The organism is Chryseobacterium sp. G0162, assembly GCF_003815715.1.
GTDB lineage: Bacteria > Bacteroidota > Bacteroidia > Flavobacteriales > Weeksellaceae > Chryseobacterium.
Genome location: NZ_CP033922.1, coordinates 64241 through 90847 on the forward strand (window position 1 = coordinate 64241; position 26607 = coordinate 90847).

Annotated in this window: 18 protein-coding genes and 1 pseudogene; 4 read left to right on the forward strand and 15 right to left on the reverse strand. The window is 34.9% G+C overall.

All coding sequences use genetic code 11. The features are described 5' to 3' along the window. Nucleotides 1-5: 5 nt before the first annotated feature. From EG344_RS00310 to EG344_RS00330, 5 genes are all read right to left on the reverse strand, one after another. Nucleotides 6-506, reverse strand: a complete 501-nt coding sequence (locus EG344_RS00310; protein ID WP_123907760.1) for a CinA family protein — start codon at nt 504-506, stop codon at nt 6-8. Between the two features lie 56 nt (nt 507-562). Continuing rightward, nucleotides 563-1777, reverse strand: a complete 1215-nt coding sequence (locus tag EG344_RS00315; protein WP_228412821.1) for an alcohol dehydrogenase catalytic domain-containing protein — start codon at nt 1775-1777, stop codon at nt 563-565. Nucleotides 1778-2314: 537 nt separating this feature from the next. Continuing rightward, on the reverse strand, nt 2315-2926 hold the full coding sequence (locus EG344_RS00320; RefSeq protein ID WP_123907761.1) for a DUF4142 domain-containing protein: 612 nt from the start codon (nt 2924-2926) through the stop codon (nt 2315-2317). Nucleotides 2927-2980: 54 nt separating this feature from the next. Further along, on the reverse strand, nt 2981-5125 hold the full coding sequence (locus tag EG344_RS00325) for a catalase (RefSeq protein ID WP_123907762.1): 2145 nt from the start codon (nt 5123-5125) through the stop codon (nt 2981-2983). A gap of 517 nt (nt 5126-5642) precedes the next feature. Next, entirely contained in the window at nt 5643-6239 is a 597-nt protein-coding gene (locus EG344_RS00330; protein ID WP_123907763.1) for a Crp/Fnr family transcriptional regulator, read from the reverse strand. 371 nt (nt 6240-6610) lie between these two features. On the opposite strand from EG344_RS00330, the gene EG344_RS00335 reads away from it, so the two are divergent. Both EG344_RS00335 and EG344_RS00340 read left to right on the forward strand, forming a co-directional pair. Beyond that, nucleotides 6611-7207, forward strand: coding sequence for a Crp/Fnr family transcriptional regulator (locus EG344_RS00335; RefSeq protein WP_123907764.1), 597 nt, complete (start codon nt 6611-6613; stop codon nt 7205-7207). 587 nt (nt 7208-7794) lie between these two features. Beyond that, nucleotides 7795-8391 carry a Crp/Fnr family transcriptional regulator gene (locus tag EG344_RS00340; protein WP_123907765.1) on the forward strand — a complete coding sequence of 199 codons (597 nt, stop codon included), beginning with the start codon at nt 7795-7797 and terminating at the stop codon, nt 8389-8391. A gap of 203 nt (nt 8392-8594) precedes the next feature. Here the strand turns inward: EG344_RS00340 and EG344_RS00345 are convergent, their stop codons facing one another. The 7 genes and pseudogenes from EG344_RS00345 to EG344_RS00375 form a co-directional block, all read right to left on the reverse strand. Beyond that, the gene (locus EG344_RS00345; RefSeq protein ID WP_123907766.1) at nt 8595-8975 is read right to left on the reverse strand and encodes a low affinity iron permease family protein; all 381 of its coding nucleotides are present in this window, start codon (nt 8973-8975) and stop codon (nt 8595-8597) included. Between the two features lie 351 nt (nt 8976-9326). Beyond that, a pseudogene (locus EG344_RS24460) lies at nt 9327-10012 on the reverse strand (SDR family oxidoreductase). A 192-nt stretch (nt 10013-10204) separates the two neighbouring features. Further along, nucleotides 10205-10573: a hypothetical protein gene (locus tag EG344_RS00355; RefSeq protein ID WP_123907767.1), complete on the reverse strand. Its 369-nt coding sequence runs from the start codon at nt 10571-10573 to the stop codon at nt 10205-10207. 183 nt (nt 10574-10756) lie between these two features. Next, on the reverse strand, nt 10757-11158 hold the full coding sequence (locus EG344_RS00360) for a hypothetical protein (RefSeq protein ID WP_123855690.1): 402 nt from the start codon (nt 11156-11158) through the stop codon (nt 10757-10759). 1 nt (nt 11159) lies between these two features. Then, complete coding sequence (locus EG344_RS00365) at nt 11160-14828, reverse strand: DUF6443 domain-containing protein (RefSeq protein WP_123907768.1); 3669 nt, start codon at nt 14826-14828, stop codon at nt 11160-11162. A gap of 5 nt (nt 14829-14833) precedes the next feature. Further along, nucleotides 14834-18289, reverse strand: coding sequence for a hypothetical protein (locus EG344_RS00370; RefSeq protein ID WP_123907769.1), 3456 nt, complete (start codon nt 18287-18289; stop codon nt 14834-14836). Between the two features lie 10 nt (nt 18290-18299). Next, nucleotides 18300-19841 (reverse strand): T9SS type A sorting domain-containing protein, encoded by a 1542-nt coding sequence (locus tag EG344_RS00375; protein ID WP_123907770.1) that lies wholly within the window; start codon nt 19839-19841, stop codon nt 18300-18302. Nucleotides 19842-21975: 2134 nt separating this feature from the next. On the opposite strand from EG344_RS00375, the gene EG344_RS00380 reads away from it, so the two are divergent. Continuing rightward, nucleotides 21976-22425, forward strand: coding sequence for a MarR family winged helix-turn-helix transcriptional regulator (locus tag EG344_RS00380; protein ID WP_123907771.1), 450 nt, complete (start codon nt 21976-21978; stop codon nt 22423-22425). A 21-nt stretch (nt 22426-22446) separates the two neighbouring features. After that, nucleotides 22447-23295, forward strand: a complete 849-nt coding sequence (locus EG344_RS00385; protein ID WP_123907772.1) for a universal stress protein — start codon at nt 22447-22449, stop codon at nt 23293-23295. 205 nt (nt 23296-23500) lie between these two features. On the opposite strand, the gene EG344_RS00390 is transcribed toward EG344_RS00385, so the two are convergent. From EG344_RS00390 to EG344_RS00400, 3 genes are all read right to left on the reverse strand, one after another. Then, a complete protein-coding gene (locus EG344_RS00390) occupies nt 23501-24181 on the reverse strand; it encodes a MarR family winged helix-turn-helix transcriptional regulator (RefSeq protein WP_123907773.1) in 681 nt (226 codons plus the stop codon). 64 nt (nt 24182-24245) lie between these two features. Next, complete coding sequence (gene hemH, locus EG344_RS00395) at nt 24246-25274, reverse strand: ferrochelatase (protein ID WP_123907774.1); 1029 nt, start codon at nt 25272-25274, stop codon at nt 24246-24248. An 18-nt stretch (nt 25275-25292) separates the two neighbouring features. After that, a complete protein-coding gene (locus EG344_RS00400; protein ID WP_123907775.1) occupies nt 25293-26576 on the reverse strand; it encodes a cryptochrome/photolyase family protein in 1284 nt (427 codons plus the stop codon). Between the last annotated feature and the right edge of the window lie 31 nt (nt 26577-26607).

Genomic DNA, 26607 nt, shown 5'->3' on the forward strand with positions numbered 1-26607 from the left:
ATCGTTTATTTTAAAATAATTATTTGATTAAGTTCACATTTAAAGCATCCGAGAATAAATTCTGCGTAATACAGCTGGGCTGTTGAAGTCTTTGTTTTATGGTGCAGTTCCAGTTTTTTGGATAAAATGATTTCATTTTTGTAGGCAAATGAAAAATGCGCGAAAATTTTTTGATCCGATTCTTTCACAGAAGTTGCATATCCCGTAACAGATATTCCCCAGTCTGTATTGAATAATGCACTAACATTCAACGCCATTTCATCGGCAACTTCCTTAGAAACACAATCACACTTTATCGCTTCCTGCTCATCAACTTTCAAAAGTTTTACTTTTTCCTCAAGAGTATAGGCAGTTATGCCGCCTTTAAAAAATTCAGAGGCATCTTTCATCTGCGAAAATGAAAACTGCAAGCAGCCAGCAGTAACACTTTCTGCTACAGAAACTGATTCATGGGCAGATTTCAGCGCCCAGCCGATATAATCCAACAAAGACTTTTTAAATTCCATGAGAATACATTTTAATTTATTAAGAATACGTCTCTCCTAATACTATGGAGATTTACTTATCTCCAGGGATCAAGCACGACTTTTACACATCCGTCCTGCTTTTTATCAAATAATTCATATTCTTTTGCCACCTCATCAAGGGAAAGGCGGTGCGTTATGATATCATCGAGTTTTACCTGCCCGGTTTCTACATATTTCATTAATTTATCAATGATTGCATGAACCGGAGATTGCCCCGCTTTAAGCGTAATGCCTTTATCAAAAAGCTGACCTACCCTAAAATTGTCATAATTCATGGGATAGACTCCTAATATGGAAACAAAACCTCCACGTCTTACTCCATTCATACACGCATCCAGCACTTTGATAGAACCTTTTTCAAAATTGACAACTGCCTTTGCTCTATCCATCAGATTTCTGTCCGGTTCAAAACCTACAGCATCTATGCATAAATCGGCACCTCTGCCATTGGTCATGCTTCTGATTTCGTCAACAGTCTGTTTAGCATCTTCCCAAAGAATGGTTTCGCATCCTGTAAGATTTTTTATCTGGTCCAGTCTATATTGAAGGGTATCAATAACAATTACTTTTTTTGCATGATGAAGAATAGCACTTTTTACGGCCATTGATCCCACAGGCCCTGCACCGAAAATAGCTACCGTTTCTCCACCTTTAAGATCCGCCCACATTACGCCGGTATAGCCTGTAGGAAAAATATCGGTAAGAAAAAGCACCTGTTCATCAGTCAATGAATCAGAAACATTTCTAGGCCCGAAATTAGCATAAGGAACTCTTACATATTGTGCCTGCCCGCCATTATACCCACCATACAGATCGGTATAACCAAACATTCCCCCTCCTTTTTCAGTAACCAAGCCTCCTTCGGGACCATAATTTTCTATATTGGAGTTTTCACAACCTGATGGTAAATCATGCTGGCAGAAATAACACCCTCCGCATGCAATCGGAAATAGTACAATAACTCTGTAACCCGCTTGTAGATGATTGATGTTTTTTCCTAATTCCTCCACAATTCCCATAAACTCATGTCCCATTACCATAGGACGCGGCTGAGGAATTCCTCCCGAATACATGTGAAGGTCACTACCACAGATTGCGGTGGAAGTTACACGAAGAATGATATCATTTTGATCTTCAATCTTTGGATCATCGACGGTATCGCAGGTAATGTTACCCGGTGAATGAAAAACCTCTGCTTCTATATTGTTATATTTTATGGTTTGGTGTTTATTCGTTATCCATGTGGTCATCAGACTCTAAAAATCTGATGTGTTGGCCACTTCAAATTGTAATTTGATTAAAATGGCTGACGCAAGATCTGGCTAAAGTTTTTATACCTCAGCAATGGTAGAGGATATCCCCCTCCCTGAACAACTAAAGATAGTGTACCAACAATAAATAAATCAGGCAAAGGGAACTTAAACTTATCCCAAGAATGCTTAGCATTATTCTTGTTTTTAAATTGTCGAAATTGGAGTAACCTCCTTTATTTTTATCGAACAGCATAAGGCTACAGAAGAAATTCCGAGCACTAGCACTGCTGTAGCATTGGGTAATTTGGAATTTCTCATGATGATAAGTTTTGAAGCCAAGTAGATTATTCTAGCAATAAAATGCAGACGGCATTAATGATTACACACTGTCTTTATGAACATTAATTTTCTGGGTTATAAATAAATAATTTAAACCATCGAACCGTCAGCATCAGATTTTCAGAAATAATATAAAGTCCTTGGAATAATATCCGATAACCCTTTCAAGGCAGATTACCGGATGTTTATTCGACATTATTTTACAGCATCTTTTGCTTTTTTAGATTCCATTAAATGATGATCTAAAGTGGGAAGCGTTTTAGTGGCAAAATTTTTCAGAGAGGATTCGGAACCTTCAGCAGCTTCTTTCTTGAAATCAGCTATTGTTTTTTCATGATCCTTAACCATCATATCGGTATACATACGATCAAAATCAGCTCCTTTTTTTGCCTTCAGATCATCGTATATCTTCTGTTGGTCTGCATCTAAGCCGGTAGGCAGAGTGTAAGCGGTTTTAGAGGCCCACTGCTTTAATTCTTCGTTGGCTTTGGAGTGATCCTTTACCATCATTTCACCCAGTTTTTTAACTGTTGGGTTGGTCGCATTTTGGGATGCCCATTCTCCCGCCATCACTTCCATCATTCCTCCTTTTGCTGCTGCATTAGCAAATTTTCGATCCTGATCATTTAATGATGTTGCTTCAGAAGAGGTTTGGGAAGTTGAAAGAGAATCTCCAGGCATTGCACCCGAATCAACAGGAGCAGATATTTCGCTGTGATCAGCTGTATGATCAACAGTAGTGGTTTCTTTTTTGTTACATGCCGTTATTGCAGCAATGGCTGCAATGATTAGAATTGTCTTTTTCATAATATTTTAATTTGTTGGTGTTGATATGAATGTCAAGTAGTTCCTACTCATTTTTTATACTAATCCGTTTCTTTCTTTTTCAAACTGCCAAACCCTGTGATTAGCTATCGCCTCAACAAATAAATCATCAGAATTAGCATCTTTAGCAGAAATTACTCCAGGATCATCATGTTTGATCGATGCCACATCTGTAAGCTTTTTGATTACTTCAGTATCAGATCCAAAGTAGACAGCTTTACAGTGACGGAATGCCTCATTAATAAAATCAACCGTCATATTTTTATTTCCAGGCTTTACAAAACCTTCTGCAGATTTTGCACCGCCACAGATATACAGGGCATCAAAGCAAACACTTGAAGTTGTAGATAATGAATGATCCGGAATGTACGTCTGTCCGTCCGAAGATTTTACCGGCGCTACGGAATCAGCAATATATTGTACAACCGCGCCCTGCCCTTCTAATTTTTCTATTAAATGATCGGTAGAAGCAGCATCAAACCCATCAGTCATCATTAAGCCAATTACTCGGCTCTCAATGGTATCTTTAACGGTATTAGCCATACTCAGCGCTTCTGAAAATTTTAGGGTAGGTTTAGTTTCTGCACTTTGAAGACTTGCTGGATCGGCATCCGCAGGAATACTTTGATTGGGCTGATCGAGAATTTTAACCTCAACACCTAATCTGGATGCAACTTCCTGAGCCAAATGTTTGTTTACAAAAGCTAACTGACCAACCATTCGTTCTCTGATGGAAGGAAGCGTTACTTTTGAAAGCTCAAAAACCAATGCATTTTGCAGATGCGTTTTTTCAAAATCAGACTGACTGTTATAAAATAATTTTGCTTGAGAATAATGGTCTACAAAGCTGGAGCTTCTTGCCCTTACTTTATGTCCTTCTACCCGCTCCTCCTGGGAGACAAAACCTCCTTCTTTCATCATAGCCTGAAACGGACACCCCCCACCCATTGAATTGGGTTCGTAACTTACTTTTCCTTTAACGATCTGCTGACGCATGTGTCCGTCACGCTGATTATTGTGAATGGTTGTAATGGACCTGTTGATCGGAATTTCATGAAAATTCGGAGAGCCTAATCTGGTAAGCTGAGTATCGGTGTACGAGAAAAGTCTTCCCTGTAAAAGAGGATCATTGGTAAAATCTATGCCGGGAACAATATGACCGGGATGAAATGCTACTTGCTCTGTTTCTGCAAAGAAATTATCGGGATTTCGGTTTAATGTTAGAGTCCCTACAAGTTCCACAGGAACAAGCTCTTCCGGGATAATTTTTGTAGGATCAAGGAGATCAAAATCAAATTTGTGTTCATCTTTTTCAGGAACTACCTGCACCCCCAAATCCCACTCAGGGAAAGCTCCGTTCTCAATGGCTTCCCAAAGGTCACGTCGATGAAAATCAGGATCATTTCCTGAAATCTTCTGTGCTTCGGGCCACGCCACCGAATGGACTCCTAATTTGGGTTTAAAATGAAATTTCACAAAGTGTACATCACCCTCTTCATTGATAAATTTAAATGAATGCACACCAAAACCTTCCATCATCCGGAAGCTTCTCGGAATCGCACGGTCACTCATCAACCACATGATCATGTGGGTACTCTCTGGCATTAATGAAATGAAATCCCAAAAAGTGTTGTGAGCCGAAGCAGCTTGCGGAATCTCGTTATCAGGTTCAGGTTTTACTGCATGGACCAGATCCGGAAATTTTATAGCGTCCTGAATAAAAAATACAGGCATATTATTACCTACCAGGTCATAAACGCCTTCTTCCGTATAAAATTTTACAGCAAATCCTCTTACATCACGAGCCAGATCGGTACTTCCTCTACTTCCGGCAACGGTAGAAAAACGTACAAATACAGGAGTCTCTTCATCTGTATTATTTAAAAATTTAGCTTTCGTATATTTTGCCAGACTTTTATTTAATTTAAAAACACCGTGAGCACCGGAACCTCTTGCATGAACTACTCTTTCCGGAATTCGTTCGTGATCGAAATGAGTAATTTTTTCTCTGAGAATAAAATCTTCAAGAAGAGAAGGTCCTCTTTCACCAGCTTTCAGAGAGTCCTGATTGTTATTGATCTTTAATCCCTGATTGGTCGTCAGTTTTTCATTACTGTTATCCGTTGTATGATCTTGAAGTTGATCACGTTTCGAGTTTGATCCTAAATTTTCATTTTCCATATTTCTTGTTTTACGATTTGATGTAGGTGAAGTAACGTAGTATTTAAATTACAGTATCTGCAAATTCGATACAGCAGATTGTTTTAGGATAATTATCCAACTTGTTAGTATATTCTGAATAAAGTTTCTTTTGTAAAAAAAGAGAATCAACTAACTGAGTTGCGCGTATTAGAAAATAGAGTGAATTACCTCAACATTCTATAACATATTATAAATAAGCAAGCCGCACAGGCTAATCTGTGTCAGTATTTATGTAAATCATGTTCATATTATATCTATTTTTATGGTGTATTTCAAAATTACAACTCTATAAAAATTTACCTTATGACTTGAGTCATATAGCAATAATTTATCGTAGTAATTACTATAAAAAAATATAAATGTTGAAGTATTTATTGCCACTTATCTATTCCAATTATAAAGAATATGCTTTTTAAACTCTTTGATCTGGTTAAATTTATTCCAATCATCAGATAGCATCGAATTTTAATAGGATTAATAGGCATGATTGAAATAATTAATAAAATATTTTTCCACCAATATTTTTTACAATATTTTCACGTTCCATCTTTTTTAATACTCTTATCACAGTTTCTATTCTCAATCCTGTAAGTGAGGCAATTTCAAGACGGGTGTAGGGAATTTGATAACCGTATTGTTCTGTCACGTTATGATATTGCTTCAAACAGTCCATCACACAGATTATTTTACTGAAGGTGTTTGTGGATGATAAATTATTTAACATCACATAACGGTAGTGCATTCTTTCAGAGGTATATTGATAAAGTTTAAATAATATGCTTTTATCATTGTGAATCAGATCAAAGAATCTGTCTATTCCAACTTTAATTACTGCTACATCATTCATTGCTACTGCATTGACGGGATAAGGTCTTACGGAAAATATAAAAGTTTCTCCAAGACAGTGCCCGGATGAAGGTAAACTATGGATAAATTCTTTTCCTTCCTGATGATAATTGTTGATTTTTACATTACCATATTTTATCTGATAATAAAATTTTGGTATTTCCGATTCTCTAAATATCATATCATTTTTGTTGAATTTCACTAATTGTCCTCCATAATGAAAGAGTAAATCTTCATCAACCAGCATATTGAAAAAATTATTACGGGGTATTAAACTTGTACTAATTAAATTGCAGAATTAAAAAAAAGTGACATATATCACTGATAAGTGTGCAATTAACTAGCATTCAAAGGTAATGGTAAAGGACACTTCACATGTATGACCTAAATCATACGTACGAATTTTGTGTACAAAATGTCAATCAGTCATAGGAACAATTTTACCTATATGTATTTAAAAATTTAGGTAACCAATACAATCAACAGATTTTTGATTGCTGGTTTTTGTATTATCTTTAGATAAGATTGTGCTTTCTCTTGCTAAAGATTTAGTGTAATCTGGAATATTTAATCTTGGATATTCTATTAACTTTAATTCTAAAACTAAATATTACTACTATGATTATCGATCAAAATCTTTTGCAATTATACGGTGCAGAAACAACACTGTTTAAAGCCCATGAAACAATATTTCAGGAAGGTGATACTCCTAAACGCTATTACCAAATAATAGAGGGTAGAGTTAAATTAAATCATTACGATGAAGACGGGAAAGAGATTATTCAAAGTATTTTATTTTCAGGACAGAGCGTTTGTGAGTTGCTCCTTTTTATCACCGAAAAATATCCTGTCAATGCTATAACGTTAAATCCCTGTGAAATCATTACTATTGCAAAAGACAACTTCTTTAGATTACTTGCCGATCACCCGAATGTATCTTTAGATATCAATAAGTTTATATCTGAACGATTGTACCAAAAATTTGTCATGATGCAACATAATTTATCATTGAGACCAGAGGTAAGGCTTTTGGGAATTCTTGACTACTTTAAAAGTTACAGCAATAACAAAGAAAAATATTCATTTGAGGTTTATTTAACCAGAAAGCAAATGGCATCCATTACAGGTTTACGAATTGAAACCGTGATTAGAACTATTAAGAAAATGGAAAGTGATCATGTATTGAAATTGATTAATAGTAAAATATTTTATTAAAGCCTACTTATGGTAATCCATATTGGGTAGAGGAATCTATTGAATAAATATACTATCCTAATTTCTTTTATTTATTTACAAGGTGATTATCACCGTGTCTACTTTAAGTTACTGGTAATTATATAGAAGTAACTAATAACATAATAATCACAATATTAGATAAAAAATTATAATTTAATAAACGTATTCAAAGGATAAAGTTGAAAATAATTTTAGAAGTCCAACCATTTTATATTTATATTTTACAATTAACTAGCTTTATGATTAAAAATAATATAAAGTATGATTCAAAACATATCATTTAAATAGTATTTGCAGTATATTTGATGCATATTAATTGCTGATGAATTATATTATCTCCTAACTAATTATGGAGCTTTAGCAGTTTTGGTATTGGAAAATCGTCTGATAAATATTTTATAAAAGGCGTAATCCACTTCATGATTTTTTCTATCAATCCTAAGTTAGACTGTTACTTTAAAAAATATACTGTAACATACAGCAAAATTACGATACTCGTATTACGCTGATGATCCTATATTGGGAATTTACATCCATTCTTATCACTAACCACAAAAATTAAAAGTATGTTTTTTAAAGAAGAGCTTCTACGCTCCATCGGAGGTGTAGAACAACATTATTATCCAGGAGATTATATATTCCAAGAAGGCGGAAGTCCCAAATTTTATTTTCAGATTGTTAATGGTGATGTTAAACTAAATAACTACAATAGTTCAGGTAAAGAATTTATTCAAAATATACTAAGTTCAAAAGATCCCTTAGGAGATTATATGTTATACCTAGAACAGACATATCCGGTAAATGCAGTAGCCCTTTCGAATTGTACCATTATTAAATTATGTGCAAGTACTTTCACACGTTATCTAGACCAGCATCCAAGCCATTATCTAGAGCTCTGCAAATCATTATCAAAGCACCTGTACCGTAAATTTATTCTCATGCAGAAAATATCTTCCCCAAGTGCAGTTGAAAGGATTAAGGAAGTATTGGAGCTCATGAAGCATGAACACGAAAATAAAACTCCATTTACATATGAAGTTCCCATCACGCGTCAACAATTAGCTTCTTTAACAGGATTATGCGTTGAAACGACTATCAGAGCTATAAAAAAGATGGAGCAAGAAAAAATCGTCCTAATTACAAACCGAAAAATTATGTATTGATTTTATGCATGACCCATCATAAAATGAGGGATAATTATATTACACTTTAATCCTATAGATAAAAAGGAATGTTCTTTTGAGCATTCCTTCGTTATAATATCTAATACATTATTCATTTCTTCACAAAAAGATAATCACTTTTGAGGTTCTTCATTTAAAATTAATCCGATCTACTTAAATTACAACCACTTTTTAAATTCCAACTACTTTCTATTTTCATGATTTTTAGGGAACTTACCAAACTTCTCATATAGCTTGTGAAGCTCATCCAGTTCATCTTCTGTCAAATCTTCAATATCGACAATTCGATTGTTGGCTTTGTCATGAGCGGAAATCAATTCATTAAGCTTTATCTGTATGGCTTTAGAATCTTTATTCTGTGCTTTTTGGATTAGAAAAACCATGAGAAATGTAACGATGGTGGTTCCTGTGTTAATAACCATTTGCCATACTTCAGAAAATTTAAATACCGGTCCTGTAGCTGCCCAGATAATAACCAAAATACTTGCCCCGATAAAAGCACCCGGACTTCCTGCAAAACAGGCAGCCCAATCTGCAAATCTGTCAAAAAAATTCTTTTTCATTTTAATAAACTATAGATAAAAATTATTACTAATATTGAAGTAGTGACCGAACCTTACGAGTTATGTAGTTAGATAAATAAAATTCTTACTGCCCAATCAAAGCTTTTTATATGAGTTGCTAATTTCGAAAAAATCAGTTCAATTTAATATGATCAGGATCACTTCGATATCTACTTTTTATCGGAGATTTGTGTCGAATGTACAACAAAAGGTGCATTTCTTCAATGACATACAGATTTGTATGACTATAGTGTTGAAAAAGAAAATTCTCTAAAAATAATTAAAGTAATTATATATTTAGATCAATAGAAGATGCTCCTGTAAGACCTTCTATTGAGTAAATACATTTTTTTATGGTTGCCCATTACGACCTGCTGCACCATATATATGTCCAGTTGTAAAGCTGGCACTGTTATCAGCAAGCTGAACAAAGATCGAAGCAAGCTCAGCAGGCTGTCCCGGTCTGCCTAATGTCGTTTCTTCACCAAATTTTTCAATTTTCTCTTGTGTTTGCCCTCCACTAATCTCAAGGGCAATCCACACAGGCCCTAGAGCGACACCATTACCACGTATTCCTTTTGATCCCAATTGCTTGGCTAATGATTTGATATAGCTTGTGTCGCTGCCTTTGTTTGTGCGTAATCATATAGATCCTCAGAAGGATCATAAGCCTGTACTGATGAAAGACTAATGATACATGATCCTGCTTCCAGATGTGGTAATGCAGCTTTTATGATCCAAAACTGTGCATAAAGATTGGTTTTCATAGTCCTGTCAAATTCTTCAGTACTTATATCCATTATAGATTCATGCGTTTTCTGGTGACCAGCATTATTTACCAGAATATCAATACCGTTCAATTCCTCAACCGCCTTAGATACTAATGTTTTACAGAAACGTTCATCTCTTATATCTCCCGGAATAGCAATATCTTTGCAACCTGCTTTTTTTATGAGATCGATTACCTCTTGAGCGTCAGCTTCTTCTTCAGGAAGATAATTTATTGCTACATCAGCTCCTTCCCTAGCATATGCTATAGCAGCTGCTCATCCGGTACCGGAATCTCGACCGGTAATCAAAGCTTTTCTTCCTTTCGACCTTCCGGAGCCTATATAACTTTTTTCACCATGATCAGGAACTGGATCCATCTTACCTGCTAATCCTGGGAACGGTTGAAACTGCCTTTTAAAAGGTGGTTTAGGATATTTTAGAAATTTTTGTCATTGTATTCACATCAAAGTACTTAAAACTTTAAAAAAAACAAAGACTATATTTTTCGAATAATTGTAATATAATACCTTATTCGCAGCAGAAGTAATCAATTGTCCATTATTATTTATTTTAGAAAATAACATTTGGATATGAGTGGAATAATTTATGTCAAACCCTTCGATGCCTATTCCTTCTATCTCATCAAAATCCAAAGTTATAAAGACGGTCATTTTCTTAATAGAATCGGCTATTATAGGACTTCTATTTAAATATTCTATACTGTTCTGCATTTGCATTTTAATCTTCGGATCTTTTACAAATGAAAGCCTGTCCTGTCCATGAAGTATTTGGGCAAACACTAAAAATAAAAAAATGGGAATCTTCATAATATTTAATTAAAACGATTTTCAGTCTATACCGCTCAATTGTGAATACATTTTCTTTTAATAATTGCAAAATTAGAAGATTTTGTATAACTAAATTGCTTTATAATTCATCATAAATTATTCAAAAGTACTACAGTTGTAGTGCTTTTGAATATTATATAAGCAAAAAGATAATATTTTTATTCATCTCCATGTGTAAAGTCCACAAGTATTACTAGAATATTCAAAATAATCAATTCCCGATGAACTATTCCAGGTTTCTTTACCTTCAACTTCGTAAACTAATTGTTTTTCATTATAGTTATTTTGTTTCAATCGTGATAACTCAAAAGTATAACTATTATTAATTTTAATCAACTTACTTTTTTTGGGGAATTCACAATTATTTTTTTGTGAAAGAAATATTCCTTTTTTATTTTTATTGTACTCAATATTAATGATATAAAATGATTGTGTTGAATCTATTTTTAAAACCTTTCCCAAGATAAATTCATTAGTAGTAGAAGTGGACGATTGTCCCTTTACTTTGCAACCAGTCATAAACAATAGTTGGCACAACATTATGATAAAGCTAATGTTTTTCATTTTATTTACGTTTTAATGTTTTGTAACTTCCAATATTTTTGGTCTCATTAGTTTTTACATTTTGTATTTTATAAGAATCTGTATATTCAATGTATTTACCCGATCCAACGGTATAATTGGGAGATTGTATTGACCTCCAATTAGGATTGGGATCAACATTTCTAGGATCAAGCCTATTAGCTTCTGCATGTGCATAATCATAACCTTGACTATTATTGAATTCTGATGTTGCAGCTGGAGCATTCGGAAAACATTGTGCCATAACAATGGCTTCTAATGTCTCATGAAGTATACCATATCCAGTTACTGACCCATAATACGCTTTATCCAAATTTCCTAACATTTCAGTATTCACTACATTCGTAGCAGTAGTTATTCCAGTAGTAGGATATGTTGTAGACCCTCTAGATGCTCCCCCGATATATTTGCTATTATCTTCATCGATACGCATGTCATTATCAGTTAGTATTTCTGCTACAAAACTATGATCAGTTGTAGCATTTAGCAATTTTGTTGCTGCTTCAGACAAAGTGGCTCCCTGTACAGCAGTTGCACTAATTTTACCGTTTGAGTCCTTAGATAAGTTAAGTTGACCTTCAACAGAAGCTTGTAACTGATCTAAAGCTTCTTGTGTTCTACTTCCTTTAAGTACAACATCAAAATTTGCCATTCCATCCGGGTCAATGAATCTCATTGGATTATTAAAAGCATAATTATAAGGGCTATGACGACGCATTTGTTCTGCTAGTGTGTCAACAGCACCCCATCTACCTATGTCAGCCATATACATTCTTGCCCCATAATCATACATACCCGTTTCCTGAAGCTCTTTATTGTTAAATTTGTAGTTCTTATAACTACCTTTGCCAAAATATGAATTTCCAGTTTTCAGATGGTTCATTCCGAACGGGTAATAATCATTTGAATCGGTTATTTCAAGAGCGCCTGTGCTGTTCCTAGCGAAACTTACCCTTACATTTCCTAAGTGGTCTTTGTACTGGTAAATATACTGATCTTTTTCATAATCATAATATCCTTCAGCAGTTGGAAAGAATTGCAGATTCTCATTTTTTACTCTAAATACGGGACCCGTGCCAGGTATAGTTTTACCTGGATCATCAGGATCTATAGGATCAGTAGGAAGTAGTCGATAGGCTTCGCGTTCCATAGCATAAGCTGTTTCCGAAAAAGAATCAACTGAGCCACCGCCACCAGGGGTGATAAACTCCTTTTTTAAATACTGAAATCCATCCAGGTAATCGGTGGTATACTTTGTAGTAGTAGGACCTGCTACCCCCATGATAATCGTATTATTTTCTTTTCTTACTTTTAAACCGTTAGCATTGTATAGTGTATTAATTTTAACTTCCTCATTTGCAAAGGGTCTGCTTAAGCTAAGATTATCCGGAAGGTCAAGGTGATTATACCTAATTGAGTTGATTCCTTTGTCCAGCATGTTCTCCATGCTTCCGTTCAAGGTGTAAGAAATAGAATTTCCGCCACCTTCATAGCCTGAATAATTCTGCTGATCGTCAATGATACTCGTTAGCTTATTATCTCCATCATTGTACATATAGCGTAAACGGTCAATAACTGTTGCTGTTGCCCCGGATTCCATAACTGATGTTCTATACAGTTTGGTAATATTACCGTTAACATCGTAATCAATAGACTCTGTATGTTCCTTACTATAAGGATTATTGGGATTCTGATAAAAACCTGCTGTCAGTCTGTTAAGCTTATCATAGACATAACCATACCGCTTAGGGGTTAGCGAAGGATTGACTCCAATATTTTCAACTGCTCTCCAGTCTACTTCGACAATGTTTCCATTGAATTTTCCCACTACAGTCCTGCCAGAAAACAAAGCAGGATCAGGATTACTGATTCCGTCTTTTTCAATGTATTTGATTTTATATGCAAAAAGTTTCCCTCCCATATCTGCAGAGGCCATCTGATCTTTGTTGATAGCCGTCAGCCAACCCCTGATATTATAGGTATAGTCTATACTTTGAAGCCCGTTTCCAACCTTTTTATTAGATAGTTGAGAAAGCTCATTAAAGGTGTTATCTGTCAGTAATTCTTCGGGTAAATTATCAACCTGATGATAATGCTTAATTGGACGGTTCTGCGAATCATATACAAAACGCTCCTTGACACTCACTTCGATTTCTCCATTCTTTCTCAGTTGGATAGTTTGTGTATTTAAAGGCATTCCAACAAAATCTAACAGTGATTCCTTTTTAGTATACCCACCCAAATGATTGGTGGAATGAGAACCAATTTCCCTACCTTTATTGTCATAATAGGTATAATTTTTTGTCCAGTTACTATCCTCAATATTTTTGACATAGAAAGCCGTTAAAAGTCCTTTTGTTGATCTTAACTGCAAGATATCATCCGATAAAACAGGCTGGGTAAAAGAATTTGAAAAAGCGGGTGTACCTGATGGATATGTATCATAATAGTTGACACTTAAAACCCTGATATTATTACTTGGGTAGCTTGTAGATGTATTATTATCATAATTTATCTCCAATCCACTAATATCTGTAAATCCGCCACCAGTGGTTCTGTTTACATAATTTTTGCCAATGGCATCGGCCAAAGCCTGCTCTGCAGCGCGACCTGCTGTCCCTGAAATTTCATTACTCGTATATATTCCAGTATAAGCAACTCTTCCATAAATATCATATTTCGTAAAAACCCATTGCTTAGATACTCCCAAAACAGCATCCTGTGTCATAAGCACACGGTCAGCTCTATCATACACTATAAATTCATATCCTTTGCCCGGAAGTTTCTTTTGGACAACTCTGTTTTTACCATCATATCTATACAAATAACATAAACTGTTAAGTACGGTATTGACATCACCAGCCAGGGTCGCCTTTGGTGGGATAACACATGCAAGCTGATTGTATTCATTATATACATAATAAGTGTCAGCATTTTCTGTTGCACTAATTACTTTTCTCACCAAAATAGTCTGGCCCTGCCCATTTTTAAATTCAACAGTTTCATTGCCATCCTCATCAGTAATTGTATTCTTAGCTAACTGACTGGTACCATAGGATCCTGACTGGCTTATGGTAAAATTGTTCGTTCCGCTAGACCAGGTTGTTATCGTTATATATTTTTTTACCTCTCCATCAATATTGGTTTCATATTTAAATTTGACAGGCTTAGCACTCCAGGCTGTTCCTGTCTGTATTTGCGCTTTAATTCGATCCAACGGCGAATTTTCCAGTTCTTTCTCTGAAAAAGGCTTTTCATTGTTGTACAGATTTTGTGGATCGCCTACAGGAAAGTTATTGAGGACAGAATTTTGTGAATATATATTTCCACTCTGAGTTCCAGCTTGTGGAACAGGCAGGTAATCGCGGGTCTGTCTTCCAAAAACATCATAAAGAATAGGAGTGACAACATCCCTGCCTAGCGGAGATGCTTTAATATTGACAATCTGTTTCGCTCTTCCAAGGCCGTCAAAAAATTGGACACTTTGAATTTGTTTTGCGCTAGCATCACTCTGGGTCTTGGGTTCAAGATAGGTTCTTGTATATATATAGTTTTCTGTACTTATTCCCGTCAGACCACTGGGAAGTTGCACCTGACTTTTTAAAACCCCACTCATTAAAAAGACTCCGATGGGAATTATATTTTTTTTCATCAGTATTAGTTTTTATAGTTGTATTTCATTTCTTTCAACACATTTCCATTGGCATCGATCACTTTTTCAAGTCTGCCAACAGAATCATAAATATAATTTTCCCTGATTCCTGAAGGAGGAGTTATACTTCTAACTCCCACCAAAGGATCATACGTGTAAGTGCTGATGTAGTAGCTTGCCAGTCTGAAATACGTACGAAATGCATCAAGTTTGCTCACAAGCTGAGCCTCTGCTTCTTCCGGTTGTAAATTATACAAAGCAGGATTAGCATCTTTTTCAGAGGCTAAAAGAATATCAGCAAACTGTGAAGGAGCACTCCCTTGAAGTTGGTCATATGTGATACCCTCAACTTTCACAATAGGATATATTTTACTATAACCCCATACCAAAGAAACCGGGACTCCGCCTTTTGTGGTATATTGCAGCAGATTCCCTTTTTCATCATATTTATCATATTTAACATCATTACTCCAAGTACCAGCTGTAATATCATATGACTGGGCAGAGGTTGGTAGATAGTGGTCCTGACTATCATATTTGGTTTGTGTAAAACTTAATGTTTTATTATCGGAAGTAACTTTTGAAGACAACGGAATTCCAGTCATGTTCTTATTGATCAAACGAGTGTTACCCAAATCATTTGCATAGTCATAATTGGTACTGATAATCTTACCATCAGATGTTGTTTGCTTACTTATATCCAGATCACCAGCAGCCGTATAAGATAATTCTGTCTTTTTATATAAAGATGAATTTCCAAAATAAGAGCTTTCCGTAGTCATTTTCAGCCTTCTTTTTCCGGTAATAAGGGGGGTAAAATAGAATTGATATTTTTTTACCGGCAGAGGATTTGAAGACGTGTGACCGGTGTAAGATAATCCAATTGTGGGACAGCCGGATAAAGCAAAAGGATAATAATTAGCATCAGGATCATAGGGACCTGTGGATGTCTTTACAAGACTGAATGATGGATAAATTCCATAAGTATTTGGTAAATTATCATAGACGTTTAATGTGGAAGAAACTTTATTTTGGTTTTGATCAAATCTTTCTATCAATGTATTTTCTCCGTTAGATGGTACATCTACTTTCGGCAACCCTTTGAAATAAACACCTTCCTTGTTCTCAAAATAATATTTTGTGGATCCTTTTGCTGTTCCGTCATTAATACTGATATCTTTCTCTGTCACCTCACTGTAACCAAAAGGCTTATTTCCTCCTATTCCGAAGTCACTTGAATTTAGGGATAAATCATTAAAAATAGAGATGCTCTCACTAGGACATCCTCCTGTGATAGTAGAAAGCTGGGATTTATGCGTCGCACCGCTTATAACATTAAGGGGTTGAAATTTATAAATTAATTTCCCTCCACTATAACTGTATTCTTTATGAGATAGCAGCTTATCCGCTTCATAATTCTTTATAGACTTTACCCGTAGTCCATTTCCATAAGACAAGGAAGTGTCTATCTGAGGATCAACTTTATATTCCAAATTACATGAAACGATAGCTCTATGTGAAAGATCAGTACTACGGTAATTAATACCATTTTGTACATAAATGTAATATTCAGTAGTAGGATCTGAATCATCAGACACCGTAAATTCTTCGTTCCAGGTTAGTTGATGGGTTTGATCGAAAACACCAGGCATAGTAACTCCCCAATCTTTAATAAGAGTTTCAACCTGTTGGCCATTAACAGTTTTTCTTTTACGAAGTTCTATTTTACATTTTATCATCTCATTCCAGCCATAGTAAGTTTCCGGAAATAAAGGTCCCATATAACCATCATATATTGTATTGTAAAATTTGATTGTCTTATTGGCACCTGTTAATTTAAACGGAACTCCTTTATTATAGGTAATCCCGCCAGGTTCTTCTCCTCTATGGTTTATGGTTTGGCTTCGCTTACCATCATCCAATTGTGCGTAAGTCGGAATAAATTGATTGGTAAAAGTATTGGATTCATATCCAAATTCTGTACGTGCTCCCGTAGGATATAAAATTTTCTCAAGAATATTTGTGTTTACATAGCTAGGATCAGTGTACCTCATAGTACTGGCATAAGACGAAGGTGTCAATCCAACGTTTCGATAAGGACTTTGCTTATAATAATCAAAATAAGTAAGATTGGGAAGCAGTCCTGTACTGGTCGAACCATTATTATAACCATAAAAATCTCCACCTGCCATTTTTCCTGGCATAATACGCGCAGTATTATATTGGAAAGTATATGCAGGAGTATAAACTTGCCCCCCTGACTGATTGTAGGTGATTTCCTGAACAGAATTTAAACGAAGCCTTTTGTTAATGTAGCCTTCTTCTGGTGTATTGTTAACGGAATTAAATGGAAAATAATTCTGACTAAACACAAAACTTTTGATTTTTTTATTGCCATATTTTGGTAGAATATCAATAGAACTCAGCTTTTTAATCGGCGTTCCGGTGAAGTGTGGACGAATATCTTCTCTGTTATCTAAATTAAACTGTATTTTAGTATCTTCAGTTTCTATCCCGATCAAGGTTTTTTTATCATTAATAACGGCATTAGAACTAACGTTTAAACTAGGGCTCGTTGTAAAATTTGTTAAATGAACAACTTGTGTAGGGTATTGCTGATAAGTACTTTCATCCTGATAAGTGAAATTGATAGTCTTACCGCTGGTGAGTTCAATCTTTGAAACTTTAAACGTATATCCTAAATCGGTATATGATGTCTGGTCAGTCTTTGATTGTTCAACGTCATAAAAATAGAATTTATCCCCTTTATTGGTAATCGCAATCCAACCATTGGTATTTCTTGAAAATTTAATATCGGCATTACTTTCTAAAAATAGAATTTCACTGCTATTTTCCGGATTATAGAAGAATCGACCCGTATAACCATAAAAATTGTAGGTGAAAATATCCGGTTGACCCTTTCTCTCTTTTAGCCTGTTTATAATATCAAAAGAATCATCAGTAAGAGGATGTGCACCTGTCATTCCTAAGGGATTATAGTCGTTAAATCCATTTTGCAGTCTGTACAAAGGCGTTTCCGAATATAAAGTCTGGAAGTTGCTTTTGAAAACATTATAGCCAGATGTACTGGCAAATCCGTCACCTCCTGTTATGAAATCTTCAAATCCCCTTATTTCCTGTACAATAGTTCCTTCCGGCATGAAATTCCAGCCTAAACCAGCCCAGGTTGCTTCATCTGCAACTTTAATACCTGAAGTGTGATAGCTTAGTGTTAATGGAATTTCGATATGATCTACCTTTAGAGTGTAAAGAGGTATTGAAACTTCCGCAGTTCCTGTGTAATATCCTACTGGAACATCTCCAAACCTGCCTAACAATGCGACTTCGGGAGAAGTTGGAACACTTTTAACGCCGGGATCATACTGATCAACTGATGTTTGTCCAAAGGCATTATTTAAAGTAGCTAATAATAGAATTATAGCTATGGTACTTTTTTTCATGAAATTAGTTTTATTTTTTTATCAGCTTAGCATTCGCTGTTTTGTTGGCATCTGTTTTAATTGTTAATAGATATGCTCCCTGGACCAAAGCCTGGGTATTGATTTTAGTCACTCGGTTCTTTGTTTTCAAGTTTTGAAGTTGTCTTCCGCTCATGTCATACAGTAGAATATCAGCATCTTTAAAATCAAAGCCGATTTCTACATAAGCATAATCTGTGACCGGATTTGGGTAAATTTTAATGTCATATTTTTCAATCAGGTCATTCACCTGCTTATCCCTCAACTTGACAATCTTCCAATTCTCTTTTCCCAGTTCCTCTGCACTGGTTCCGGCAAGAACAATGGAACCGTCCTTGTTGAGTTTCAGATCTGAAAGTCTTTCTTCTTTCTTTCTGGATTCTCCTTTGACATGTTTTCGCCACTGTTCATTGCCGTTGCCATCTAAATATAACATCCAGAAGGTCTCATCATCGGTTTCTATTCTCCCTTCAGCTTGAGTATAACCACCTAATAAAATTCCTTTCGACGATTTATCGTCTGCTGAATGAATGACGCTCATTCCCATCAGTACATCACGGTTTTTAAAACTGAAGGATTTCTGCCATTGCTCCTCTCCTCTTTCATTCAAAGCAATTAGCCAGAGGTCTGTGCCTTCTTCCAGACCAACCGTTTTATTGCCTGTTCTTTCGGATCTGGATTCTCCACCAATGACAAATCCATTTAAAGTTAAGGCCAGGGTTCTGATATGGTCATCATCTTTTCCTCCGAAATTCTTTTCCCATTCTACTTTTCCACTTTTGTCCATCTTAATGACCCAGTAGTCACCTTCACCATAATTTTCGGTTTTTTTTGTTCCTCCTACCGGACTTCGGGAATAGATTCCCAGTAAGGCACCACCATCTCTGGTAGGGATCATCTTTTCTACTTCGTCCAAACCCTTACCTCCTAGAATAACTTGTGACTGCTCTTTTCCGTCTTTATCAAGCTTAATAATTAAAATATCTTTAGAACCATATCCTTTGGGCGAATTTTGAACATTTCCGGCTACAAAGAATCCCAGGTCTATAGTTTGAACAACTGCCCTGGCTTCTTCATCTGAAGAAGACCCAACTGTCCGCTGCCATAATTCATCTCCGAATTCATTCAATCTTATAAGCCACATATCCGAACCTCCCCTTGAGATGTCTTTTTTGTCCAAACCTTTCCCCGAATAGGATGTTCCAGCCATTAAAAATCCGCCTTCCTGAGTCGCCACAATAGCTGATAGATAGTCATGATTGTTTCCTGCAAAATATTTTCCCCATACCTCTTCTCCCTGCTGGTTTAATTTGACCAAATGGAAATCATAGCCGTTGTTCTGCCTGTTTCCTGCCACAAGCTTAGAAGATTGAATGGAACTGCCAGAGATTAAGTACTGTTGATCTATGGTTGTTGTAACCTGGTTTAGAAAATCCTGAGTGGACGATTTAATATCTTTTTGCCATAGGACTTCCTGTCCTTGCAATTGAAATGTCATCCATAATAATGACATCCATAATAAATGTTTTTTCATAGTTAGCTTGTTGAGTCGATAGAATCAACGACAATAATTTTTTGTAAAAGTAAATCGGGATAACGACAAAAGGCGTCGTATTATGAAAATAGTGATTTTTGATTCTGACAATAAATCTTCCGATTCGTTATCTTAATGAAGATCAAATATAAATTTCAAGTATTCTTTCACAGGTTAATAATTTTCGACCGCTAATCTATAAAAAAAAGAAATATGTTGATAGTTTTTATTGTTAACCTTTTAATTCAATTTATATTTATTATTAAGTTATAGAATAATTCAGCTAAGCACTAAATAATTATTAGCTGTAAATTAGCTAAGAGATAATTTGAATATTATCAAGATAGTTGATGCATTATAATTACAAGTAGCAACATCAAGCAATCTTCAGCAAATCTTAAATAGATAATAGTGGTATTCTACTACGGACAATAAGGTAAAAATTTTCTATATTAATCAAAGCTAATAAGGTGAGCTAATAAAGTCTAAAAACCATACAAACCGAATTAACCGGAAATGAGAATAGTACATATTTCTGATATTCCTTGATCTGACAAAATTTTGAACATTTTGAATCTGAGTATCGCGAAGCTTTATTAAATATCCTTGAAGATATACATAATAGAATTGCCATTATGGAGGTTTTGATAGACCGAGTTGGCCATTCCTTGCTTAAGATGAAACAATTCAAGGATACAACTGCCGATTCCTCTGAAATATTCGAAAATGAATTCCTGTATACGGTTTAATGATGTTTTGTAACGCTTCAAATATTCTGTGCGCAAATTTTGACCAACCAATATTTCAACTCTATAATTAAGCTCTTTAAAGATAAGAATTAGTATTCTTTGTTCTATATCCGTTCCAAGCAGTTTAAATTTTAAACTAACCATTCTCCTTTTTCAATATCTCGTAGAGTGTATAGTAAACATCTTGTTTCAAAGTCTTGAGGTAAATATTCAATATTTTGGATTCTTGCGAATTACCCGCCGCTTTATGTAATTTTTTACAGTTAAAAAATTATATGCATAGCAAATACGGGGCGGTCAATAAAAATATCTTGGCATTAATTAAAATCTTCATTCAACAATGAAAGACATTCGAAGACAACCATATTTATTTTGATTGTTGTGTATCCGAAAAAATTATATTGAAAAAAATTTTAAAACTTCACGAAATTAATTGCCAAATTACGGTTAAACAATTCTTGTTTAATTTGGGTCGATCAAACCAAATCTATTGATAAAAGTGTTTGAAGATACATTCGTCTTGGTCACAAGACCGATATTTGAAGATTTCATTCTTAAATATCGTTTTTTTAATCTCTTTTGCACCGCAAAGTCTCCCAGCTTTGAAGTAAGCTTAAATCAAATGCTCTATTCTATTATCAAAAAGGATAAGAACATTCTTCATATTTATTTGTGCTCCGAGTAAGGCGGAGGCTAAATTTTCTTGTACCTGCTTAATTTAAAAATTTAGTTATTTTCTAATTATATTTCCAAAATATTATGGTCTTTCTTGCACCTAGGAATATTTTTCAAAAAACAAAAGTAAACGGAATAATCAGAGGGTATCTTTGGAGAGAAATTCTTTTATGCCATATTTCTTTTGGACCTGTTGATAGATATAACTGCCATTTTCAACCTAAGAACCTACCTTCAATTTAAAGACAATGCTGTAGTCTCCTTGTGTTCATTTTTTACTTTTTAATTCTTGATTTTTCATGATAATTTGATTAATTGTCAACTTATTTCAGGACGAGACATTTATATAAATTTTGAAATCAAAACGGCTTATCTCTAGAATTAAAATATTCATATACACTTTCTATTCGCAATAAATCTTCTTTAAAAAAATTCGAGAAATCATCCGCTGGGGCTACCATGCAGGAATAAATTATTTACCTATCAATATTTTGAGAAAGCACTTCTCAGTTGCTATATAGGAGCCGGGCAGCATTATATGCCTGGACATTGGAAAAATGCAGCTATTAATTTACAGTTACCTTTCCAAATTATAAAAAGCTGCTTATTACTATTTTATACTTAATTAGTTGAAATTAAAACTAATTTTCCGTACATTTGTTAGGGAGCATCAATCTGGAAACTAAGATTTCACCTTATTAAAAAAAGATATGTCTGAGAAACAAAATAACCTGTCCGAAATAGCCTTAGAACTAGGCTGGGCAATGACTGAAATGAAAAGTCGCTTACGGCAAAAAATTCAGGCTTGCGTTAACGAGTATGATCCGGATCTTTCCGTTGAACTGGTTGAAATTCTTGGACTTCTATCCCGTAATGATGGAATCAATCAACAAGAAATAGCCAACAAAGTAAGTAAAGATAAATCAAGCATCACCTATCTTATTAATGCCCTTGTAAAAAGAGAACTGGTAGAACGGGTTGCTTATAAAAACGACCGAAGAAACAAGCAGATCTTTCTTACTTCAAAAGGGAAAAAGCTTGTAGAAAAAGTGTATCCATGGGCACTGGAGCTGTATAAAAGAGCAGCAGGAGACCTTCATGAAGACGAAATCAACAAAGCTCTTCTTTTAGTAAAAAAAATGACTGCTAATTTAGAATAATCAGGATTAAAAATAGATAACATGAGAACAATCCTTGTACCTATTGACTTTACACCAACTACAGAAAATGCTGTAAAAGTCGCCGCTGAGTGGGCAAAAAATTATAATTACCAAAACATTATTCTTTTAAAGATTGCCGGAGAATCTGAATTTGATTACCTGCATATTGCAGAAGGCCATTCATTTGTCAATGAAGAAAGTGTTAACAGCCTTTTAGAAAGAACAGAACTACGATTTGACCAGTTAAGTAAGATCGCTGCAGAGATTTCATCAGAGGTAAAAGTCTCCAGACTTTTAAGTGATTGGGCACTGACAAGAAGCATCAATGAGGTATTGAAAAATCAGCCGACAATCGAAATGATTATTTTGGGAAGTGATGATTCCACTTCTTCCCATGAAAGTTTTGTTTCCGATAATATTATCAGTATTGCAAGAACAAGCCCGGTTAAAACCTTGATTGTTCCTAATAGCTATCAATACAGCAGTATTAATAATATTGTGATTCCTTGTGATGTCAATGGAATTAAAAAACTTGAAAGACTGTTTCAGCACAAATCAATAATTCAGAAACAGGATGTGCGTTTATCATTCCTGAATATCAATACTAAAGAAAAAACTGACATCAATGCTGATAAAAAGAAAGAACTGGAAGACTATATTCGTCAGCATTTAACGGAAATTCCCAGCAGTATTTATTATTCTTATGATGAAAATGTGATCAATGGGATTTTGACTTTTACCACTTCCAACAATACTGATCTTATTATTGCTTTACCGGGCAGACATAGCTTCCTTTATTATATGGCGAACAGAAGTATTTCTGAAGGGCTTTATCAAAATACCCATTTACCTGTTTTGATTTTGAAATAAAACTTTGATTTAATATTAACATAGTAAATGTAAAAAATGGAGTCCGTCTCACAAATAGTGAACACGGATTCTTTTCTTTTTATTTTATCGACCTCTTTTTCAAATTTAGTAATTCTTAAACTATATAAAGAAGTCTATAGAATACCTTCGAGCAGGTCTCAGAATATTACTTTTTAAAATTAAATTAAGAGAGAAACTTCTGAGGTCATGCTTCTTTAAATGAATACTCATCATACACTGTATTGATAAGCTGATCTGAATCAATATTTCGAGAAAAAATAGGATAATGAAACCGATCCAGTTTATTAAGAAGATGTATCAGATTCATCTTTTCCTTGTGACTAAGATTTCCTGCAACAATATGAGTAGCCTGACGGATTTTCTCCATTTGTTTTTCCAAAATCATCAGTCCTCTTTCGGAAATACGGATTAATTTACTGCGCTTGTCCAAATCAGAATCTGTCTGTTCAATAAATCCCTGACGTAACAGCCTTGCAATAATGAGCATCCCTACCGGTTTATCCTGAATATTTTTCTTGATCAGAGCCATTTTGGGCATCTCTCCGAAAGCTTTTAAATTGATTAAATAAATAAAGTCTTCCTGAGTTGAAAATTCAGAATCTGATATGGCGGACTTTGAGTAGGTTTTCGCATATCGGTTAAGATGAACAAGCAATGTACTTATGGCACTTTCCGGTGTTCTCCCATTCTCCTTCCCTTCCCAGTAAGGTTCTTCAGAATGATCTTCCTTCCCGGCATTCTCCTTATCAGAAATCCATGCTTTAAAGCCCTGAATAGTTCCCGGGTACAAATCAGGATAAGCATCGACTTCCGTTTCAAAATCCTGCAACAGGTCTATGAAGTCTTTAATAAGCGTATAATTCATTCGTTTCAAATAGTCTACAAAAATACCTAATTTCCTAAAAAATAATTACAATATATACTCAAAACTATACTAAATAGAATTGATTAAGCTGCTCTTCACACAACTTTCTAATAACTTCAATCCAACGGTCTTCATCATTCAGGCAAGGAATATAGGTGAAGTTTTCACCACCTGCTTCCAGAAATGATTCTTTTCCTTCAACTGAAATTTCTTCCAATGTTTCAAGACAGTCTGAAACAAAGGCGGGACAAACAATAGCGAGGTTTTTAATGCCCTGACCGGGTATCGTTTCTAATGTATGATCTGTATAAGGTTCTATCCACTTATCTTTTCCTAACCTGGACTGAAAAGAAACAATTACTTTATCTTTTGGTAATCCAAGCTTTTTGATCACCCTTTCAGTGGTATTAAAACACTGGTGGCGATAGCAAAACGAGTGGCTGGGATGAGCGTCTTTATGGCAACAATCATTCATATTACATGTCTTTGTACGGTCTGTTTTGTAAATATGCCGTTCGGGAACCCCATGATAAGAAAATAATAAGGCATCGAAATTTTCAGGCAGCTTCTCGCGGATACTTTCCGTCAGACAATCAGTATACAGATCCCGGTTATAAAAAGGCTGGATATAATTGATTCTTACATTAGGAAATTTCTTTTTTCTGATTTCTTCGGCTTTTTCAATGACAGTTTCTGTAGTACTCATTGCGTACTGCGGATAAAGGGGAAAGAGTACGATTTCCGTAATTCCTTTTTCAACAAGATTCCTGATCCCCGTTTCAATACTGGGTTCTGCATATCTCATTCCGATTTCAACCGGTATATCAACTACCTTTTGTAGCTTTTGCTGGATCTTTTTCGTTATAACAATGAGGGGTGATCCCTCATCTGTCCATACCGTTTTATAAGCTTCCGCTGATTTTGCAGGTCTGGTTTTTAAAATAATTCCACGAACCAAAAGTGCCCGGAAAATCCATCGATAATCAATTACTTTTTCATCCATCAGGAATTCATCCAGATATTCTTTTACATCTTCTACCGCCGTTGATCTTGGAGAGCCAAGATTGATTAATAAAATTCCTTTTTTGCCCAATTTTCTTTATTTTATTTGTTATTCTGCCAGTGCTTCTTTATAAACTGTCAATGCTCGTTCTCTGGCTTTTGTATGATCTACAATAGGTTCTTCGATATAATCTTCAGGAAGCCACTTCCTAATATACTGAGTGTTTTTATCAAACTTTTTCGTCTGCTCATAGGGATTGAATATTCTGAAATAAGGTGCCGCATCGCATCCACATCCAGCTGCCCACTGCCAGTTACCGTTATTAGCTGCCAGATCATAGTCTAATAATTTTTCAGCAAAATAGGCTTCTCCCCACCGCCAATCAATGAGCAGATGCTTAGTAAGAAAACTTGCCGTAATCATTCTTACCCTGTTGTGCATAAATCCGGTTTCATTAAGTTCTCTCATTCCGGCATCCACAATTGGATATCCTGTTTTGCCTTCACACCATGCTTTAAATTCTTTTTCATCATTCCTCCAGGAAATATTCTCATATTTCTTTTTAAAACAATGGTGTACAACACTTGGGTAATGGTATAAAATCTGCATAAAAAATTCTCTCCAGATCAGTTCATTCAGCCAGACTTCATTATGTTTAACAGCATATTGCACACATTTTCTGATAGAGATGGTTCCAAATCGAAGGGCAATCCCAAGATGAGTAGTACGATCCATGGCAGGAAAATCTCTATAATCACCATAGGAATCTATGATATCTTTATCCAATTTAGGTTCTATCAACTCAAGATCCGTTTTCTCAAACCCAATTTCTTTCAATGAAATAATTTCTGAAAACCCTTCATCATTTGCAAAATGTTCCCAATTTGTTGTAACGGTTTCTATATCTTTCAAATTTTCTCTCCATTTCTTTGAATATGGAGTAAAAACAGTATACGGTGAAAAATCACTTTTCAGAATATTATTTTTTTCAAATATGACCTGATCTTTAAAATCTCTAAATTGTATATGATATTTTGATAACATATCAGCTACCTTTCGATCCCGCTGCATGGCTTGTGGTTCATAATCCCTGTTACAAAATATTGTATCAATAGTAAAATCTTCTGTTAATTTTTTAAAAATATCTATTGGAGTACCATAGAAAACATGAAGTCCACTGTTATGTTTTTTCAACTCTTTATGAATCTTTTGTAAAGCCTGATGAATATAATCTACCCTTCTGTCATACTTGTTCTGAAGCAGATTCAATATCTCTGTATCAAAAATAAAAATTGGAATAACCTTTAATCCAGCATTAAGGGCATGGTGAAGCCCCATATTATCTTCCAGTCTAAGGTCTCTTCTGAACCAAAAAATATTCACTCTATTCATGACCTATCTTTTAAAAATATAAATATTGGTT